Source organism: Vibrio coralliirubri (assembly GCF_024347375.1).
Lineage (GTDB): Bacteria > Pseudomonadota > Gammaproteobacteria > Enterobacterales > Vibrionaceae > Vibrio > Vibrio coralliirubri.
In genome coordinates this window covers 1,871,797-1,889,358 of sequence record NZ_AP025470.1, presented here as the reverse complement: position 1 = coordinate 1,889,358, position 17,562 = coordinate 1,871,797, and the positions used below count along the sequence as shown (strand labels likewise).

The 17,562-nt window shown below is 43.2% G+C and carries 27 protein-coding genes and 1 pseudogene; 24 read left to right on the top strand and 4 right to left on the bottom strand.

Going from position 1 to position 17,562, the window contains the following annotated elements:
• The first annotated feature begins 81 nt into the window (after positions 1 to 81).
• From OCV20_RS08575 to OCV20_RS08495, 17 genes and pseudogenes are all read left to right on the top strand, one after another.
• The gene (locus OCV20_RS08575; RefSeq protein ID WP_086775191.1) at positions 82 to 438 is read left to right on the top strand and encodes a hypothetical protein; all 357 of its coding nucleotides are present in this window, start codon (positions 82 to 84) and stop codon (positions 436 to 438) included.
• A 36-nt stretch (positions 439 to 474) separates the two neighbouring features.
• The gene (locus OCV20_RS08570; RefSeq protein WP_086775190.1) at positions 475 to 945 is read left to right on the top strand and encodes a GNAT family N-acetyltransferase; all 471 of its coding nucleotides are present in this window, start codon (positions 475 to 477) and stop codon (positions 943 to 945) included.
• Between the two features lie 88 nt (positions 946 to 1,033).
• Entirely contained in the window at positions 1,034 to 1,378 is a 345-nt protein-coding gene (locus OCV20_RS08565) for a VOC family protein (protein ID WP_086775189.1), read from the top strand.
• A 78-nt stretch (positions 1,379 to 1,456) separates the two neighbouring features.
• Positions 1,457 to 2,071, top strand: a complete 615-nt coding sequence (locus tag OCV20_RS08560; protein ID WP_086775188.1) for a LysE family translocator — start codon at positions 1,457 to 1,459, stop codon at positions 2,069 to 2,071.
• A gap of 109 nt (positions 2,072 to 2,180) precedes the next feature.
• Entirely contained in the window at positions 2,181 to 2,597 is a 417-nt protein-coding gene (locus OCV20_RS08555) for a VOC family protein (RefSeq protein WP_017061801.1), read from the top strand.
• Between the two features lie 52 nt (positions 2,598 to 2,649).
• The gene (locus OCV20_RS08550) at positions 2,650 to 3,069 is read left to right on the top strand and encodes a GNAT family N-acetyltransferase (RefSeq protein WP_086775187.1); all 420 of its coding nucleotides are present in this window, start codon (positions 2,650 to 2,652) and stop codon (positions 3,067 to 3,069) included.
• A gap of 89 nt (positions 3,070 to 3,158) precedes the next feature.
• Complete coding sequence (locus OCV20_RS08545) at positions 3,159 to 3,566, top strand: GNAT family N-acetyltransferase (RefSeq protein WP_086775186.1); 408 nt, start codon at positions 3,159 to 3,161, stop codon at positions 3,564 to 3,566.
• A 67-nt stretch (positions 3,567 to 3,633) separates the two neighbouring features.
• Positions 3,634 to 4,215 (top strand): annotated as a pseudogene (locus OCV20_RS08540) (HD domain-containing protein).
• A 122-nt stretch (positions 4,216 to 4,337) separates the two neighbouring features.
• On the top strand, positions 4,338 to 4,730 hold the full coding sequence (locus OCV20_RS08535; RefSeq protein WP_086775185.1) for a hypothetical protein: 393 nt from the start codon (positions 4,338 to 4,340) through the stop codon (positions 4,728 to 4,730).
• A gap of 176 nt (positions 4,731 to 4,906) precedes the next feature.
• Positions 4,907 to 5,164 carry a hypothetical protein gene (locus OCV20_RS08530; RefSeq protein WP_086775184.1) on the top strand — a complete coding sequence of 86 codons (258 nt, stop codon included), beginning with the start codon at positions 4,907 to 4,909 and terminating at the stop codon, positions 5,162 to 5,164.
• 125 nt (positions 5,165 to 5,289) lie between these two features.
• Positions 5,290 to 5,748 carry a GNAT family N-acetyltransferase gene (locus OCV20_RS08525; protein ID WP_086775183.1) on the top strand — a complete coding sequence of 153 codons (459 nt, stop codon included), beginning with the start codon at positions 5,290 to 5,292 and terminating at the stop codon, positions 5,746 to 5,748.
• A 79-nt stretch (positions 5,749 to 5,827) separates the two neighbouring features.
• Positions 5,828 to 6,832, top strand: coding sequence for a S66 family peptidase (locus tag OCV20_RS08520; protein ID WP_086775182.1), 1,005 nt, complete (start codon positions 5,828 to 5,830; stop codon positions 6,830 to 6,832).
• Between the two features lie 151 nt (positions 6,833 to 6,983).
• Complete coding sequence (locus OCV20_RS08515; RefSeq protein ID WP_017066540.1) at positions 6,984 to 7,448, top strand: DUF302 domain-containing protein; 465 nt, start codon at positions 6,984 to 6,986, stop codon at positions 7,446 to 7,448.
• A 259-nt stretch (positions 7,449 to 7,707) separates the two neighbouring features.
• Positions 7,708 to 8,223 (top strand): P-loop NTPase family protein, encoded by a 516-nt coding sequence (locus OCV20_RS08510; RefSeq protein WP_086775181.1) that lies wholly within the window; start codon positions 7,708 to 7,710, stop codon positions 8,221 to 8,223.
• Between the two features lie 132 nt (positions 8,224 to 8,355).
• Positions 8,356 to 8,580: a hypothetical protein gene (locus tag OCV20_RS08505; RefSeq protein WP_050634385.1), complete on the top strand. Its 225-nt coding sequence runs from the start codon at positions 8,356 to 8,358 to the stop codon at positions 8,578 to 8,580.
• 138 nt (positions 8,581 to 8,718) lie between these two features.
• Positions 8,719 to 9,747, top strand: coding sequence for a B12-binding domain-containing radical SAM protein (locus OCV20_RS08500; protein ID WP_086775180.1), 1,029 nt, complete (start codon positions 8,719 to 8,721; stop codon positions 9,745 to 9,747).
• A gap of 17 nt (positions 9,748 to 9,764) precedes the next feature.
• Complete coding sequence (locus tag OCV20_RS08495; RefSeq protein ID WP_086775179.1) at positions 9,765 to 10,316, top strand: beta-xylosidase family glycoside hydrolase; 552 nt, start codon at positions 9,765 to 9,767, stop codon at positions 10,314 to 10,316.
• Between the two features lie 94 nt (positions 10,317 to 10,410).
• Here OCV20_RS08495 and OCV20_RS08490 read toward each other — a convergent pair whose 3' ends face one another.
• A complete protein-coding gene (locus tag OCV20_RS08490) occupies positions 10,411 to 10,743 on the bottom strand; it encodes a PBPRA1643 family SWIM/SEC-C metal-binding motif protein (RefSeq protein ID WP_086775178.1) in 333 nt (110 codons plus the stop codon).
• Positions 10,744 to 10,998: 255 nt separating this feature from the next.
• Here OCV20_RS08490 and OCV20_RS08485 point away from each other — a divergent pair, with 255 nt between their 5' ends.
• From OCV20_RS08485 to catB, 4 genes are all read left to right on the top strand, one after another.
• Entirely contained in the window at positions 10,999 to 11,715 is a 717-nt protein-coding gene (locus tag OCV20_RS08485) for an HAD family hydrolase (protein ID WP_086775177.1), read from the top strand.
• 69 nt (positions 11,716 to 11,784) lie between these two features.
• Entirely contained in the window at positions 11,785 to 12,168 is a 384-nt protein-coding gene (locus tag OCV20_RS08480) for a nuclear transport factor 2 family protein (protein ID WP_050052505.1), read from the top strand.
• Positions 12,169 to 12,239: 71 nt separating this feature from the next.
• Entirely contained in the window at positions 12,240 to 12,971 is a 732-nt protein-coding gene (locus OCV20_RS08475; RefSeq protein WP_012604011.1) for a glucose 1-dehydrogenase, read from the top strand.
• A 93-nt stretch (positions 12,972 to 13,064) separates the two neighbouring features.
• Positions 13,065 to 13,691, top strand: a complete 627-nt coding sequence (gene catB, locus OCV20_RS08470) for a type B chloramphenicol O-acetyltransferase (RefSeq protein ID WP_086775176.1) — start codon at positions 13,065 to 13,067, stop codon at positions 13,689 to 13,691.
• A 69-nt stretch (positions 13,692 to 13,760) separates the two neighbouring features.
• Here catB and OCV20_RS08465 read toward each other — a convergent pair whose 3' ends face one another.
• Entirely contained in the window at positions 13,761 to 14,939 is a 1,179-nt protein-coding gene (locus OCV20_RS08465) for a BamA/TamA family outer membrane protein (protein ID WP_050621376.1), read from the bottom strand.
• 118 nt (positions 14,940 to 15,057) lie between these two features.
• Entirely contained in the window at positions 15,058 to 15,423 is a 366-nt protein-coding gene (locus OCV20_RS08460; protein ID WP_052878388.1) for a c-type cytochrome, read from the bottom strand.
• Positions 15,424 to 15,630: 207 nt separating this feature from the next.
• On the opposite strand from OCV20_RS08460, the gene OCV20_RS08455 reads away from it, so the two are divergent.
• Genes OCV20_RS08455 through OCV20_RS08445 form a run of 3 tightly spaced genes read left to right on the top strand, consistent with a single transcriptional unit; the run spans position 15,631 to position 16,632 of the window.
• Positions 15,631 to 15,882, top strand: a complete 252-nt coding sequence (locus tag OCV20_RS08455; RefSeq protein WP_029405537.1) for a Rho-binding antiterminator — start codon at positions 15,631 to 15,633, stop codon at positions 15,880 to 15,882.
• Between the two features lie 8 nt (positions 15,883 to 15,890).
• Positions 15,891 to 16,124 carry a hypothetical protein gene (locus tag OCV20_RS08450; protein WP_048612018.1) on the top strand — a complete coding sequence of 78 codons (234 nt, stop codon included), beginning with the start codon at positions 15,891 to 15,893 and terminating at the stop codon, positions 16,122 to 16,124.
• A gap of 58 nt (positions 16,125 to 16,182) precedes the next feature.
• Positions 16,183 to 16,632 carry a GyrI-like domain-containing protein gene (locus OCV20_RS08445; protein ID WP_050621374.1) on the top strand — a complete coding sequence of 150 codons (450 nt, stop codon included), beginning with the start codon at positions 16,183 to 16,185 and terminating at the stop codon, positions 16,630 to 16,632.
• Between the two features lie 179 nt (positions 16,633 to 16,811).
• Here the strand turns inward: OCV20_RS08445 and OCV20_RS08440 are convergent, their stop codons facing one another.
• Positions 16,812 to 17,474 carry a glutathione S-transferase gene (locus tag OCV20_RS08440; protein WP_086775175.1) on the bottom strand — a complete coding sequence of 221 codons (663 nt, stop codon included), beginning with the start codon at positions 17,472 to 17,474 and terminating at the stop codon, positions 16,812 to 16,814.
• Between the last annotated feature and the right edge of the window lie 88 nt (positions 17,475 to 17,562).

The window sequence follows — 17,562 nt, the reverse complement described above, 5'->3', positions numbered from 1 at the left end:
ATTCGTGCGAGCTGAGCTTTAATTTGTAACAGATTCGCGCGCATACGCCCAATATCAAAACAATCCTTGGAGTATTTAGAAATGTTGTTTTCTAGTCTGTCTAAACCATTGGTTCATGGCTCCGAGTTATGTTCTGAACTGCTCAATTTCTTAACCGAGCATAAGAGTGATTTCGAAGAAAAGTTAATCCCTGATTTGTCATACATCGATGATATGGCACATGTGGTGAACGGCATTAAAATCAAAGACGTTCTACACATCAATGCGAATCAATACCGACTTCAATATTCGTTTGATTGGGAGCTGTTTCTAGGTTGTTCAGATAGGAACGAAACCGGTGTTGAGAATGGAAGTGTTCTATTCACTCTTGAGGACGATAACGTTCTTAACATCAACTTCCCAAACTACGGTTCTCGAGACACTAGCGATGAGCTCTAGTCGGTTTTTCGTGCGTGTTATACAGAAGGAACAACAATGATAACTATCGAAAGGCTTGAAGAATCCCATGTGGCGTCAGTTCAGGCTATCCAACTCGCCGATGAACAGGTTAAGTTCGCTGGTACAGCTGCAGAGTTTTTATTAGACGGCAGTGAAACGACGCACTTGCACGTGATTAAGTCTGATAACGAAGTTGTTGGTTTCTTTAAGCTGGATATCGCTTACGCAGAGCACTACGAATTCTGCCCTGAAGGAAGCATTGGGCTAAGAGCTTTTGTGCTTGATAAAAACCAGCAAGGTAAAGGTTTAGGAACTGGCACGGTCAAAGCTTTGTTCCCATATTTAAAAGCGAATTACTCAGCGTATCAGTCGATTTACTTAACTGTGAATTGCAAAAATCCGGCAGCATTCAACTGTTATAAGAAAGGCGGCTTCGAAGATACCGGTGAGCAGTATTTAGGTGGCGCAGCAGGCCCGCAATTTATCATGCGTGGTCAAATTGCTTAGTAATATGAAACCGACTAATTGTTGATGAGAAACACCTGCGCAGCTGTATGCAGATTGAGAGTTTTAAAGAACACGAGAAGGAAATTTGATGAAGGTTCAATATCTTGAAGTGGTTACCCCAGAAGTCGATGTTGTTTGTGCTACATACGCTCAGCTCTACAACGTGAAGTTCAGTGGTGCAGATGTGAACCTTGGTGGAGCGCGCACTGCAAAGCTATCTAATGGTGGGGTAATAGGCATTCGAGCACCGTTTCGTGAAACTGAAGAACCAACTGTTCGACATTACACGCTGGTTGATGATATCCAGTCTGCAGTAACTACAGCCGAGAAACTAGGCGCCGAAGTTGCGGTGCCGCCAATGGAGTTACCACGTCACGGCATGTGTGCCATTGTTATTCAAGGTGGCGTCGAACTCGGATTCTGGGAGTTATAGGTGATAGGCAGCTTTTAGAATACGGAAAATAACGATAGTAATTTAACGTTTGAACGACAAACGATCTAGGGAGGGATTATGTCAATTACATCAGGAATAGCTCTATTTGTTGCGATGTTACTATCTGCAGCCATACCGGGAGCCAGCGTTCTCGCAGTTCTGTCGAGGTCTCTAAGCTATGGTTGGAAACAAGGCTTGTTAGTGGTGCTTGGCGTACTAATCGCGGATTACATTTTTATATTCTTAGCTTTGTCTGGTTTATCGGCTTTAGCTAGCGCAATGGGTGAATTTGCTACGGTAATTAAATATGTAGGCGTTGCCTATTTGTTTTGGTTGGCTTACACAACATGGACGTCAGATGTTAGTGAATCATCGAGTACATCTTCGGAGCAACGAACGAAAGCTTCAAGCGTGATTATCGGGTTATTGATGACAGTTTCAAACCCAAAGGCGATTTTGTTTTACATGGGTTTCTTTCCCGCATTCATAGACCTAAAAACATTTACCACAACAGATGTGATGATGATTTTGGTGATTTCAACTGTAGCTGTAGGTGGAGTATTGAGTCTCTATGCTTGCACTGCCTCTAAAGCTCGTTTTGTATTTCAAGGGCGCTCAGCAAAGACGCTATTGAACAGATTATCTGGTGGCTTTTTGGCGACTTGCGGTGCTTTGTTAGCAACTAAAACATGAATGCTCTTTGGACTGATTTAGCCATAACACCAAACTAAGCGTAACACCTAGTGTCTTTCCCAGCTTCATGGCATCATTCCACGCAGCTAAAACCCCAACAAGGTATGTTATGAAACAGAATATTGTCCACATTGCACTCGTGGTAAAAGACTACGATGAAGCGCTTGATTTCTATGTAAATAAGCTTAAGTTTGATCTCATCGAAGACACGTATCTACCAGAAGAAGATAAGCGCTGGGTTGTTGTTGCTCCACCAAATTCAACCGGTGTGAGCTTGTTACTTGCTAGAGCTTCCAAGCCAGAGCAACTTGATTTCATCGGTAACCAAGCTGGTGGACGCGTATTCCTATTTTTAAACACCGATGATTTCTGGCGTGATTACGAACGTATGACGTCTTTGGGCATTAACTTTGTCCGAGAGCCTAAAGAGCAAGGCTACGGCACCGTTGCTGTGTTTGAAGATCTTTACGGTAACTTGTGGGATCTGCTTCAGTTAAACCCTGAACACCCTATGGCTAACAGGTAGAAAAGCTTAGCCCACAACCTTAATTCTAGTCATACGGATTGGCAGGAGCGACATGGAAGTCACAAGGTATCAACCTAAGTATTTAACCGCTTTACAGGCGCTCTATCTAGAATCAAGACAGGACACCTTTCATTGGGCTGATGCCGGCGCTTTTAAGTTATCCGATTTCGAATTAGATACAGAAGGTGAAGAAATATGGGTCGCCGTTTCTGGCAATAAGGTTTTAGGTTTTGCCTCTATTTGGAAACCTGAAAGCTTCATCCATCACCTCTATGTTTGCCCGCGAACGCTACGTTCTGGGGCAGGCTCTGCTTTACTCAATACCTGCAAACAACATTACTCTGATCTGACTTTGAAGTGTTTGACTGCCAATGAAAATGCTATTGGCTTTTATCAGTCGCAAGGCTTTGTTATCTCATCCACAAAAGGAGAGGGATTAGAGCGTTATCACTTAATGACTTACCAAGTTTAGTAATAATAAGCTTAGTAATAACAATCATGGCAATCACAAGCGCTGCAATTACAACAAGGGTCATCAAGTCGGGAGTTTAAACCGAGAATATGGAAATAAAACAGCTTTCAGCGACGGAGGTACTTCCGGTTAGGCATCAAGTGCTTTGGCCTGATAAACCGATGTCGTTTTGTATGGTGCCAGATGACGAACAAGCAACGCATTACGGCGCGTTTATTGGTGAGCAGTTGGTTTGTGTCGCGTCTATCTATATCCAAGGCAATGAAGCGAGGCTTAGAAAGTTTGCCACGCTGCCTGAATTCCAAGGGCAGGGAATCGGTTCAAACGTGATTGATCATGCAATCTCTAACCTCAAAGAATTAAACATCCAATATTTTTGGTGCGATGCGCGTACAACGGCTTTAGGTTTTTATCAAAAGTTTGGGATGGCTGTAGAAGGCTCTGAATTTGAAAAATCGGGTGTTGCGTATTACAAAATGTCGGTTCATTGGAAGTAACGACCCTTTGTCGCTCTTTTAACCCTCAGCTCCAATAAATCATCAACTTAAGTTAAGGAAGCTCATCGTGGAAGAAATCAAAGGAATTCTGCAATTCATGGTCGAAATTGAACAATTAAAGGATGTTCATCGACAAACAAAACCAGTTGGATTGGACCGATATGAAAACTCGGCAGAGCACAGTTGGCACGTCTGTTTGAGCGCACTCATGTTAAAAGATTATGCCAATGAAGAAATCGATATTACCTGAGTAATGAAGATGTTGCTGATTCATGACCTTGGGGAGATCGATGCCGGAGACACCATCATTTATGCCAGTGAAACCGAAGAAAACAAGCTCAAAGAGAGAAACTGTGTCGAGCGCTTGCTGAAATCATTGCCGAGCCATTTAAGAAGCGAGTATTTGGATTTATGGCTTGAGTTCGAAGCGGGTGAGTCACCAGAAGCTCGATTTGGTAAGGCGATCGATAGAGTGCCGCCTTTGCTTCATAACATTCATGGCGATGGTCACAGCTGGAAGAAGCACAACATATCCAAAGACAAAGTACTGACCTTCAATGGCGAGCGTATTTCTAAAGGCAGTCGTGCTCTCTGGAAAGAACTAGAAGTGCAACTTGAAGGTGCTGCGGACAAAGGGCTATTAAAGTAAAAGTTAACCATCTTGCCAAGGAATGGCAAACAAGTTTCAACCTAACAACGTTTAAATTAAACACGGGAATTCATAGTGTTACTTCAGAGTAGCAAGCCCATTGTTGAAGGAATAAGAACCACATGAAAACCACTGCTTTAGCTGTATTGTTACTTGGCGTTTCCGGTTGTGTATTTGCAACCGATAACAATATTGAAGCTATCGATTACCAAGTGTCGGTCACTGTCGAGGATTCTGAATCAAAACTCAACTTTCCAACCTTTAAGTTCCACTCTTTCGGTCAGGAAGTCTCATCTCAAACTGAAGAATGCATTTATTCGGGTGTTCTTTCTAAGCATGAAGCTAACGCTATTCTATTAGAGGCCAAAATGTCATGCGATTATGAATATGGTGAGTCTAGCGGTGATATGCCGGTTTTTACTCTTGATAAAGAGGGGGGAGAAGCAAGTATCGAGTTTGAAGAAGATGGCGTAAACCTGTGGAAATACACGGTTCTAATTAAAGCGCTTAACTAAACTTTTTCTGCTATCGAACACCCGCAATGCCAACTAAAGTAGATTCAAGATGCACGGCACTTATCTTGTGTCTCATTTCTTTCTAATAAAACTCTAGTGGACAACAATAAGTTAGAGAACCGAGTGATAAGTTGTTAGTATGCATCAACTTTATAAATGTTAGTTGGCTTATGTAAATGCTTGATAATGCGTATATTAGACACCCTTATCACTGTGAGCAGTGCAACGCACTTACCCCGCACCTTGCTGTTAACGCTTCCGATACTGAATCTAAAGCGGACGCTGAATCTGAAAAGAAACAATGGAAGTTAGGCGTGTTGATGGAGTACCTGATGACATTATTGTTTAGAGGTGACCATAATGTTCCCGGTTTTTATGTCGACAGTGATTACGAGTACCAATGTGAGAAATGTGGGATTAAATCGTGGCATTAATTGGGTATGAAAATTTGATGTAAATCTAACCTTTTGAAGCGGAGTTTTCGATTTAACCTGTTGCTAATCAGATTCTTACAGTACAGTGGAGATAGTGTTTAAAGGCTCAGGCCTTAGAGGTTCAAATGGAATACTTAGAAGTCGATTTTAGCGAAATCCCAATGGCGTTGTTACTTGAAGCTGATCCGTCAGAAGCAAGCATTGCGTCGTACCTAAGCGAATCTTGGTGTTACGCGGCTAAACAAAATAGTGAGCAAGGTCGCGAGATTGTCGGTGTCTGCGTTGTTAAACCAATCAGTGGAAATATTGTTGAGATCTTTAACGTCGCGGTATGCCCTAAGCATCAGCAACAAGGCATTGGTTCTGGAGTGTTGGAATTCGCATTGAATCAGCTAGCTCATAAGCAGGTTAAACGCGTTGAACTAGGGACGGGCACATTCGGCTATCAGCTGACATATTACCAGCGAGCAGGCTTTCGCGTCGATTCTGTCATCAAGAATCATTTCATCGATCATTATCCTGACCCTATCTTCGAAAACGGCATTCAACATCAAGATATGTTGAGGTTATACATCGAGATCTAATCCCGAAATCAACTCGCTTAAAGAATTAGTGAGTTTCAGTCAGGCGTATTATTCCAATTTTGTTATGGAGGACAAACGAGTGATATACCCAAAAGCTTTAAATATCGGTGACAAAATCGGATTTTTCTCACCGTCATCGCCCGCAACTGTCTTTGCACCTAATCGATTTGCTCGTGCTAAACGTTATTTGGAAAAGCAGGGCTTCATTCTGGTTGAAGGTTCGTTAACTGGAGAATCAGAAGGGTATCGTTCTGGTTCCATTCAAGCGCGAGCCGAAGAACTCAATCAGCTCATTCGAGACCCAGACGTGCGCTGTATTATGTCGACCATTGGTGGTAACAACAGCAACTCATTGTTGCCATACATCGATTATGATGCCCTTAGAAACGACCCTAAGATCATCGTCGGCTATTCAGATGCCACAGCATTACTGTTAGGCATCTACGCCAAAACTGGATTGGTGACTTTCTATGGCCCGGCACTCGTCGCGTCATTTGGTGAGTTCCCGCCATTAGTTGACGAAACCTTCCAATCATTTACTGACATCTTATGTTCGGATTCAAATCAACATCAGTACACGATGCCTGAAAGTTGGACGGACATTAAACACGATTGGGAAACTCAAGATTCGGCAAAGCCAGTTTACGATAACGAATGGAACTTCATGGGAAGAGGTCAAATCAGCGGTCGCGTGATTGGTGGCAATCTGAGTACGATGGCCGGGATTTGGGGCAGCGAATACATGCCAGAAATTCAGTCTGGTGACATATTGCTTATCGAAGATTCACTAAAAGGTATTGAAGCGGTCGAGCGTTCATTCGCACACTTATTGGCTTGCGGAGTATTCGATAAAGTAGGCGCTATTGTACTCGGCAAACATGAGCTGTTTGATGACAAAGGGACAGGGCGAACACCACTCGATGTACTTCTTGAAGTGCTGAACGGTAAAAATGTCCCGATCCTGTATGGCTTCGACAGTTGCCACACCCATCCCATGTTAGTCACGCCACTAGGTGTGCAAGGTACTATTGATTTTGATGACCAAACATTCAAGCTTCAAAGCCAATGGTTAGCGTCGAGTTAACCTAAAGCGATGATAATAAGACGCATTAGAAAAGTGATCCTCTCTGCAAACTGAGAATGGAAACGCGTCTATACTGACATGGGTTACGTCGCTGATTTTAGAAGTGGCGCTATGAATGTAAGTTTGATTAGGTTAAATCTCTGAGGTGACGATGAAAAAATTACTACCACTATGCGCCATTTTACTCTCGGCATCATTTTCAGCTGCGGCTTCTGATGGTTTGATTAAATACCAAAGTAATTACTCAGTGAAAGAGACCGCTGACCGCTTTGAAGAAATCGCCAAGAGTAAAGGTTTGACCTTGTTTGCGAGAATCGACCATCAGAAAAACGCGAGTAAGGTCGATCTTGAATTGAGGCCAACGGAAGTCATCATCTTTGGTAACCCGAAAGTAGGGACACCATTAATGCAATGTGCTCAAGAAGTCGCGATAGATTTACCGCAGAAGGTGTTAGTCACTGAAGACTCTAACAAGAAAGTATGGTTGTCTTACAACGATCCTAATTACTTGGTAGAGCGTCACGCGATCAATGGCTGTGACGAGGTCGTTAAGAAAGTATCGGGTGTACTAAGCAAGCTATCAGAAGCGACAGTGGCGAAAAAGAAAGCAAAATAACCAAGATCAATAAGCACTCATTAAGACTATTAATGGGTGCGATATGACGATGATATCGCTTATTAGTCATTGTGTTGACAACTAAGCAACAATATATAAAAGTAGTTTTATGAAACTGAATTTAGCGCCATCTAACCAACGAATTATCATCATTCCATAGGAATGGTGGGATTGTTGATGCGCTTTGTTTATCGAACCCACCCGTAAGGTGGGTTTTTTGTCGCTGTCTTATGGGTTTTATCTGAATAGAGGAAGTCATATGAAAAAGATTGCGGTTTTTGGTAAGCCTGGGAGTGGAAAGTCCACAGTCAGCAAGGCGTTAGCACTAGCTACAGGGATAGAGCTTCACCAGTTGGACTCTATTGTTTATAAGGCCAACGGAGAGTTTGTTGAACGTGAAGTATTTGAGGAGGCTCATGAGAGGATACTTAAGTCAGAAAGCTGGATCATCGATGGCTTTGGCCCTCTAGGCTCGTTCAACACACGTTTAGATGCAGCTGATACCTTGGTTTATATCGACCTTCCTTATTCAATTAGCTACTGGTTTGTAACCAAGAGAATGCTCAAAGGTCTATTCGTTAAACCTGAAGGCTGGCCTGATGGAAGTTCAGTTATAAAAGGGACGATACAAAGTTATAAGACACTAAAACTGTGTCCTAAATTTTGGAATGACGACTTTAGAGCGCAGTTAGAATTGCGGGCTAAAGAGAAAGAGGTTTACATCATCAGAAGCGTGACTGAATTGAATAACTTTGTTCACCAACACTTCACTTAACAGTCGAGAGTTTACTTTTCTTTAAAACGCTCTTACTTACTCATAACGTCATGAAAATATTTAGATTTAACTCTACGTGTGGCATATTTGTCATATGTTTAGTTTGTGCTTTGAGTTAAGGCGATAGATATTATGTATGGAAGTGAGAAGACGAGAGCGTTCTGCAGTAACTGTAAGGAACTGACGCTGCACAAGTACACTATGTTCAGTAACCAAGCCGAAAAAGCGCCACAACATGAAAAGAAGCCAGGGTTGCTTGGAATGATTTTATCGTCGTTAGCTTCGAGTGGTGGAACTGGTGACTATAAATGTACAAAGTGTGGAACCAATTTACGTACACCAGACAACCTTGATTAGCCTTTAATCTACTTAATACTTCAACATTCTTCTGTTTCCATTATCCGTTTTTATTTGATAATAATTCAAATTGTACCGTGTTTTTCATTGAATGAACTTCCAGTAGCCTATGCGAATAGTTAATTATTGGGCATTCAAATGACACAGTATCAGTTCCAACAAGGGCCTATTCGTCCACCTTCAGAAGCGGATAGCTTATTGATTCGCACCACCCAAGGTTGTCCTTGGAACAAATGTAAATTCTGTACGCTGTTTGAGGGGATGGAGTTTGCAATTCGTCCCGTTGAAGAGATTAAGAAAGACATTTGGGCTGCGAAAGCGTTCTATAAGAACCGTAAGTTTGAGACCTGTTTTCTGCAAGACGGTGATTCATTCACTATGGATACCGAAGACTTGTTGGATGTGTTGAATACACTCAAGCAAGCCTTCCCAGAGTTAAAGCAGATCAGCTCTTATGGACGAGCGCAAAGCATGACTAAGAAGTCGCCTGAAGAGATGAAAGCCATCTGTGATGCAGGACTCAACATGCTTTATTGCGGTATGGAGTCGGGGTCTATTGATGTTCTGAAACTGATGAAAAAAGGCATTACGCCGAAGTCTATTTTGAAATCGACCGAGTTCGCGAAGCAAGCTGGTATGAAGATGATGACCTTCATTATCCTTGGCTTGGGTGGAAAAGAATATTCGGCGCAGCATGTTGAAGAAACGGCGGCCTTACTTAACCAAATCAACCCAGATGAAATACGCATTCTGTCGCTTGCTGTGAAGCCTGGAACCGAATTGGATGAACTGGTGCAGAATGGAGAGTTCACGCCACTTAGCGAACGTGAAATGCTTGAAGAACAATATCAACTGATCAGTAAACTAAACAGCGTGACGGGTAACTATGGTAACTATCACGGTATTAATTTGTTGATGGAACTGAACGGGCAGTTGCCACAGGATAAAGCGAAGTTCTTAGCGACAATAGATCGTTTCAATATGATGAGTGAGAATGACCAGAATAACTTTATCTTGGGACGTCGCATTCATTACTACGCGGCATTGAAAGACATGGATAACCAACTTATGTACGATTCTGTACAAAGAGAGCTTAATCGCATTCAAAAGCAAAACGCCGATGAACTCGACAATGTGTTTTATCAACTCCGTCAACGCATGATCTAGCAGCAAGGACTAATAACATGAATAACCTCGTTAACTGGCAAATCAGAAATGAAAATCCGGAACATTGGTCTTTGGAAAACGGCGTGCTGACGATGCAAGTGCAAGAGGGCAATATCTTTGGTGCGGGTTCAGCTGATGTTGATAATATCTTCGTTCATCCAGTATCTAGCTCGGATTACAGCACAGAAGTGACGGTTCAATTAGATCCAAACCGTTCATTTGAACAAGCCGGCTTAGGTATTTACTGGGATAACGACAACTACATTAAAGTGAGCAAAGAGATGTTCATGGGCGAGCGTTCATTGGTGTTCGTTGTAGAACAAAATGGTCAGCCACAGATCAAGGAACGTCTGTTGTTTAGTGAATCTAGTGTGTCGGTTAAGCTCGTCAAGCAAGGCGGAAAAGTCAGCGCTCATTTCCGTCCGTTAGAAAAACAACAATGGCAGGAAGTGATCACGTTTGATTCGTTAGTAGGCAGTGAACAGGGTGTGATGCTTTATACGTTCAGTGGCACTAAGGCGACGCCTAATTTCGCCAAGTTTAGTGGCTTTAGTTTGTCTTACGCTTAATTGTTTGTCTTACGCTGAATAAGCTTCCTTAGCGTATAAAAAAACGGACCGATATTGCTACCGGTCCGTTTTTTAATTCTTCAAGTCAAAGCGCTTATGCGCAACACTTCTTGTATTTCTTACCGCTACCGCAAGAACATGGGTCGTTACGGTTAGGGGTCTTTTCAAACGTCATCGTTTTTGGCTTGTTCAGTAGAGTATCAAGCTCGATGGTGTTCTCTTCTTTGTCTGCGTTGACTGTAACAGTAACGAAGATAGTATTTTCAGCAGCTAGTGCTTCAACTTCTGCTTTGCGCGCTTCAGTTTGAACCATTACAGCGATTGGAGATTCTTCAGTACCCGCTTTTACATCGCGGTTTACGTTGTAGCCAGCAAGAACGTGGTTCTGTCTTGTTTCGATACGGCCTTTGAAAAATAGTTTCGACATTGGGTACTCATTAAAAATGTTGAATGGCGCTATTTTTAACGGCGATAGCGCAATGGAGCGGGGATTATACGCATATATTGCAATTGATAAAGCAGTGATGTGAGCAAACGTAGTTTGGTTTTTGTTTGCTAGTAACGGTTTGTTCTCTAGCTTTGCTCATATTCGACAAATTTCGAAATTCAAGACAATAAGATTTCCCTCAATAGGCTTATGAATGATAAATTCAAATTATTAATCGAAACAAAGAGATAGTGTATGAAGTTAGATGCCATCCTATGGGATTACGATGGAACTTTAGTCAACTCCGTTCCAAAGAATATCGCAATCACAAAAGACATTATCTCTTTAGTCGCGCCACACTTGTCAGGCGACAACTTACCTAAATATTTACTTAGCGAAGCGCTTTATCATGAAGCCAACCACGGTGCTAAAAACTGGCAAGCCTTATATGTCGACTATTACGGTTTATCACACGATGAAATGTTGATCGCTGGTGGAATGTGGGCAGAGCATCAAGAGAAAAACCAAACAGCCGTTACTTTGTTTGAAGGAATGGAAACCGTGGTTAATCAGTTTGCTCATCTTCCACATGGGATCTGCTCTCAAAACTCTCAATTGAATATTCGTGGCGTGCTCGACAGTTATGGCATCGGCGATTTGTTTAAATCGGTAGTGGGCTATGACGATGTCTCGAACGGCAACCAAAAACCCCATCCATTTGGTGGTGTGAAATGTGTCGAGAACATATTTGGCGTTGATCAGACTAACGAGCTTTGTTTGATGTACATCGGTGACCATGAAGCGGACACACAGTTTGCTCGCAATATTGAAGCCGCGCTGGGTAACAATGCAAAAGTGATTGCCGTGGCCGCAGGTTATAGCCGATCGGAGCCTGAAAATTGGCAAACTAAGCCGGACTACATTGCTAACAGTGTCGATGATCTTTTAACGATCATTAGCAAGTATGCATAGAAAGCTAAGTACGCATAACGAAGCAGACGTTTAAAAACCACCACACCTGAATGACTTTAAGGAAGAATAATGACACCAAAACAAGTGGTATTAGGATTTTGGGATGCAATGCGCAGTAATGATTTTGCAAAGGCGAGTGAATGGCTAGCCGAAGATTTTGAAGGCTATTGGCCGCAGTCGTCTGAATTGACGGTAGGGCGCGACAACTTCACGGCAATCAACTCTGAATATCCAGCCAATGGTGTTTGGGAGTTCACGCTCAATTCGATTGTCTGTGAAGGTGATACGGTAGTAACGGACGTTTCGGTTACAGACAGTGTATTGAAAGACCGAGTGATCACCTTTCACACGGTCGTTGATAGTTTAATTCAAAATCAAACTGAGTTTTGGCCAGACCCATTCGAAGCGCCGGCGTGGCGATCGCAATGGGTTCAGGTTGTGTCGAACAATTAGTTTGTGTCGATACGATCAGTTTGTATCGAACAATCAGGTTGCACAGAATAAGTAAACATTAGGAGGTTTCATTGAACAAGGTAGTGATTGTAACCGGCGGAAGCCGAGGCATTGGCGCAGCGACATCTAAATTGTTGGCCAGTAAAGGCTATGCTGTATGCGTTAACTTCATACACAATGAGTCGCGAGCTGAAGAGTTGGTTAATGATATTCGTGAACAAGGCGGAACCGCGATTAGCGTGCGTGCGGATGTGTCTGTTGAATCGGACGTGAAATCCTTATTTGAGATTGCTCGTAACAAGCTGGGCCCAGTGACGCACTTGGTCAATAATGCCGGGATCTTGTTTACCCAGTCACCATTGGTTGATATTGAATTGGATCGCTTTGAAAAGGTGATGAAATCCAACGTATCAAGCTGCTTTCTGTGCAGTAAAGCCTTTATCAAACAAGCCGATGGCGCGGGTTCGATTGTGAATGTATCGTCTGCCGCTTCTCGCACAGGCGCACCGTTTGAATATGTGGATTACGCAGCATCAAAAGGTGCGATGGACTCACTCACCAAAGGCTTATCGCTTGAATTGGCTTCACGTAATATCCGAGTGAATGGCGTAAGGCCAGGTTGTATTTATACTGAGATGCACGCAGACGGCGGAGAGCCTGATCGCGTAGACAGACTAGCTTCGCAGTTACCGTTACAACGAGGTGGTACACCAGAAGAAGTCGCTAACTCTATCGCTTGGTTATTATCAGACGAAGCTTCGTATGTCACCGGCTCGTTTATTGATATTGCAGGCGGTCGATAGGGCACGTTTGCCTTTACACTAAGATAAACAAGTTATAACCAGCAACACGAAACACAAGTACCTAACTAAAAGAACGAAACTAAGAGTACAAACATGAAAAACTATTTTGAAAGCCCGTTTGTGGGAAAGTCACTTAAAGAACAAGTGACCAACCCAAACATCATCGTGGGCGAGCACAGCTATTACTCGGGTTACTACCATAACCACAGTTTTGATGACTGTGCGCGCTACCTATTACCGGATAGAACCGACATCGATAAGCTGATCATTGGCAGCTACTGCTCGATTGGTTCCGGCGCTGTGTTTATGATGGCGGGCAACCAAGGCCACCAAAATCAGTGGGTGAGTACCTTCCCGTTCTTCTATCAAGACGATGAGAAGTTTGAAGGCGCGATAGACGGCTTTGAACGCTCTGGTGATACCATGATTGGTAACGATGTCTGGATTGGCACAGAAGCCATGATCATGAGTGGTGTTAAGGTCGGTGACGGAGCCATTATCGCAAGTCGAGCGGTTGTGACTAAAGACGTCGCACCATACTCGATTGTTGGTTCAAACCCTGCGCGTCACATCCGTTTTCGTTTCAATGAAATTGAAATCGCTCAGTTGTTAGAAATGAAATGGTGGGAATGGAGCGAAGAACAGATCAAAGGCGCAATGTCGTTGATGTGTTCTTCAGATATCGATGGGCTTTACCAATACTGGAAAGCGCTCAAGTAATTACTGTTCCCTGAGCGCTTTGTCTCATCGTTGCCGCTTTAGTTTATCGGGTAAGCACAGCGTAATGAATTAGATACCCGCACCGACTTGGAAGTAGAGGGCGGTATCTTCTTCACTGAACGCAATATCAATCCCCGAAATCAGACCATAGCGTCTTGCGATAAGGTAACGGAAACCGACCCCGTAAGCCGCGTGCGAGCTTTGATCAAACATGTCTTTATCGCTGTCGCCCGCATAGCCAATCCCCGTAAACACGGCAGTTGACCAACGTGGTGTCCACTGTTTGCTTACTTGAACTTCTGCCGCGACCGTGTGTTCACCTTGATAGCGATTACGGGCGATACCTCTCAGTTCAATGTCTGGGTAATATTGAGGAGAAAGCACTCGTTCATTGGTCGATAATGATTTGTATTGTCCTCGCAATGCTAAGTTCCACTCCTTGTTTAACTCCCAATAGTTCAACCCTTCTAAATTGAATGTTTGATAGGTGTAATCACTGCCAATCGCATCACCGAACCATAGGTATTCCGCGACATAGTTGTAGCCTTGCGTCGGATTCAAGAAACTGTTCTTGCTGTCGTATTCGGCGATCAAACCTAAACCGGAAGAGGTCGGTGACGTGTTGCCGATATTGTTTAAGATCTCTTGCGCTTTAGGGTGATTATTGAGTGAAAGAGTGGGAGCGAAGAATTGTTGAGAAAACCCAAGTAACCATTGGGTGTCGGGCACTCTAAATTGGAGTTTCTGTATCCCGCCCATGCCTTTGAGCCCTAGCTCAACACCTTCGTTTGGTTCGAGTGGAGACAAGGCGTTAGGAGAGCTTTGTCGATAGAAGGTCATGTTGATATCTCCATAACCCAAGCCACCAAGGTAGCGTATTGAATCTTCCTTCCAGCTGCGCTTGTGACCAACAAACGCCATCCAAGTGCCATTCTCTGTCGCAAAGCCGCCAACCGCAGTGATTGCAGGAGTAAGAAGTTGCGCTCCGCCATCGATGGATTTTTCGGCGAGTTGTTTACGCGTATTTTTTTGCTCTTCAGATTCGTGCATGAAGATGCCGGTGAAGCCGCCACCGTATCCTACCGCAGGCTCTGTAATGAGAATTGGAACAGGAAGAAAACCGTAGGCATTTTCTGCGAGGTATTCTCCCATATCGAGTTGGCCATCAATTTCATCGATAAAGCTGACGGCGTGTGTCGTCGTAGAAACAAGTATCAGGCTACTTAGTGCTAGGGGTTTAAAGGTCATAACATTCCGTATTATTCACTATCCATTAAATTGAGTGTAATCAATCAAATAGATAGCGCAATAGAACGGGGAGTATTAACCGAGATATCTGTTCAAAAGGCGGTTGGAACAACGTTTACTATTGGATTAGCTCTACGTACGTCAGAATATCCAGAGCATCTTGCTTTGTGATCACACCTTGCCACGCAGGCATGCCTTGCTCTACATCGCCTTCTAAAATGTCATCTGCTAAAGAACTTGGACTGGCAAAAAAGCCGCTCAGTTTATTTGCGATGTTAGCGGGCTTGTGTGGTAATGAAGCGGCAGTAGGCCCGTCTCCGTGACCTTTGTCGCCATGACACACCTGACAAAGCTGTCGATACTTGGTTTTGCCATTGGCGAAGTGACTCGCATCGACTTCTGAGGCTGCACTCGCATTAAACGCCATCATTGAAGCGACTAAACCTAAGAAAGCTAACACGTGTAAATGGTTGATGTTTTTCATTGTTTTGTTCTCGATTATTATTTAACAATGAAAGAATAATCAGGTGTGAGTCGAAGAAACGTGAATGAGAAAGCTTGATTAAACCGAATTCGAACGTAGGTTTAGTTACGGACGACCATCAATGTGATTTAGGTAAACGATTGATTATATGCATATTGCATAGTATGGCGTGTCGCATTAGCGTGGTGGATGAATTGGAGGGGTATTATGATTAGTTGCAACGATTACGATTATATTGAGATTGTGTGTATGCACCGATACCCAATCAAGTTAACGCTGAAGTCTGGCGAGCAGATTGAATGTGTTGGGTTAGATACCCAGCGCAATGACAGCCGTGAAGAGTGTATTAAAGTCAGTATTCAAGGCGAGCAACAACTTGTCGTTTTAACTCAAATAGCGACACTAGATGTCTGTGTCGACAACCCTCACTTTCAGCATGTTTCATTCAAAACGTCATAGGTTGTCAAATGAATAACACCATAGAACAATGCTATTGCACCGCGTGCAGAGAAGACACACAGCATGTCGTTATATTGGTTCGCAAGAAGAGTGCGTTTGCAGATAAGCCCAATCAAAAGCGAAGTGAGTTTTGGGCAGGCGTGATAAAAGGTTGGTTCCTTGGTCCGTTTATCGCGTCAATGGATGAGTTTTCTCGTCACCTTGTCTGTGAAAAGTGTGGTCATAAAGAGATACAAGATTAGTTAAGATTATTTAAAAATTTAGTAGATTTACGCGTCGATTGGCTTAGGAATAAAACGAATGAAAGTAGAAATGATTGAAGCCGTGAAGGCGTATGGTTTTTCAGTAAGAACCACCAATACCGATGAGCTGGACCCAGCAACAGCCAAGATAGGGCAATTGTGGCAGGTCTTTTTTGACCAAGCATTTCCGAAATTAACACCGGATTCAAAAGTGTATGGCGTTTACACTAACTACGAGTCTGACTTTACGGGTGAATTTGATGTCATCGCTTGTACTAGCGCACTTACCGATAACAATGTAGATGCGCTTGTAGAAACCGAAATAGAGGCAGGTAAGTACTTAACGTTTTCTGCTGAAGGTGAATTACCACAAGCTGTGATCGACCTATGGGGTGAGGTGTGGGCGTATTTCAACGCTGCAGACTGCCCACATGTGAGAACTTACACGACAGATTTTGAACTCTACAAAGGTGAAACTGAAGTCGAGATTTCGATTGCGATTCAGTGATCAGTTTGAAATGAACAAAAGGCTTAACTTAGACTCTGTCTTCCAGTTAAGAGACAGTAGTTACCGGTAAAAAGACAACGGAAACCCAGTTAAGCCTTTGAATATCTGATCATTAGAAAGAAGATACAGTGTCACGTACTTACCTTGATTACTACGCTTTCTCTATCCTTGAATTACCATTATCCACCAAAAAGACATTCTTGCTTGGTTTCATTCCACAAAGGGTATTGCTTCATAACTTGGGTGTAGAGCTTACTTTCGAGATGCGCTCTTAACCAACGTCCTACGTTTTGATATTCCGATTTCACAAACCACTTCTTTTCGACTCGCACAAACTGGCTGACAAAAGGCATCACCGCAAAATCGGCCAAGCTTGGGGTTTCTCCAAAAAAGTAGGGCTGATCGGTGAGTCGCCCTTCCAGCTGACGAATGAAGGTTTCGCAGGCTTGTCGGCGTTGTTCAACATCGATGTTTCGGTAACGAACCGATGCACGATACTTTTCTAAGTGACCAATAAATTCTTCGTCGTTGGTTTTAATGAGCAGCTGAACTTGTTCGCTAAGCGCCGGATTGCTTGAACGTAGAAGATCTTGAGGATCGTTTTGTTGAAGTGCCCAGTTCATCACATCTAAGCTCTGTTCAATGACTTGTCCATTGGGTAACACCAATACAGGCACTGTTCCTTTTGGCGAACTGGCCAATAGTTCGCTAGGCTTGTCTTTGGTAACGATTTCTCGAAGTAACACTTTTTGTAGTGATAGTGCGATGCCCATTCGTCCGCGCATTGCATAAGGGCAACGGCGCAAAGAATAAAGGATAGGTAGATCGGATTCGTTCGGCATTATTGAGGTCATTTAGTTTGAAAAGTGTTGTACGGTGGTAAAGAGATCGTGATGTGGGTAGAATACGCGGCTTAAAAATTATAAGTAA